The organism is Porphyromonas uenonis 60-3 (genome assembly GCF_000174775.1).
GTDB classification, from domain to species: Bacteria; Bacteroidota; Bacteroidia; order Bacteroidales; family Porphyromonadaceae; genus Porphyromonas; species Porphyromonas uenonis_A.
Genome location: NZ_ACLR01000007.1, coordinates 1 through 526, shown reverse-complemented (window position 1 = coordinate 526; position 526 = coordinate 1). Strand labels below are relative to the sequence as shown.

At 49.4% G+C, this 526-nt stretch carries 2 protein-coding genes; both read right to left on the bottom strand.

What is annotated here, in order from left to right; all coding sequences use genetic code 11:
• Positions 1-275, bottom strand: a 275-nt coding sequence (locus PORUE0001_RS00190; RefSeq protein ID WP_410524540.1) for a hypothetical protein, incomplete at its 3' end; no start/stop codon positions are given.
• The coding region (locus PORUE0001_RS00185; RefSeq protein WP_039865091.1) for a hypothetical protein at positions 262-526 on the bottom strand (265 nt) is incomplete at its 5' end. The genes PORUE0001_RS00185 and PORUE0001_RS00190, both read right to left, overlap by 14 nt.

The following is a 526-nucleotide window of genomic DNA, read 5'->3' as shown; positions in this document are numbered from 1 at the left end:
TTGGCTCCTAACACTTTGTAGAGCCAGTCTCGACCTACTTGGAAGGTTCCTTTGAAGTACTTGTTGGTACACTCCTGGAGGGTGTCTACGCCTGCCCTGGGGAGCCAACTGCGCACATACTGGCAATAGTGTAGGACGGAGGCTACTTTGACATCTTCGTCTTGCTCGGTGAAGGTGTGCTTGTAGTAGCCTTTGCGGCTGACTTCTAGCTGCTGACAAAGGTAGGTTATGGAGAGCTTTTGATCTCTCACTTGGGCGGATTCAAGCTGTTTCACGGCTACAAATCGGTCTTTTTTTTAGATCAATGTGGTAGCGATTCAAGACCACTTCGAGTAGTGTTTTGTTGACCAAGGCCTTGCTCTCAGCTTGGAAGAGGGCTGCTTTGAGGCGAGCGTTTTCGCGCTTGAGTTCTGCGTAATCTGGATCTACGGCTTTGTTCTTGTTTGTCTTGCTCATAGTGCTTTGGTTGGGTAACTCTACACCAAAGGTACGCAACCAATTTCGAATGGTGCGTGCGGTGATGCCG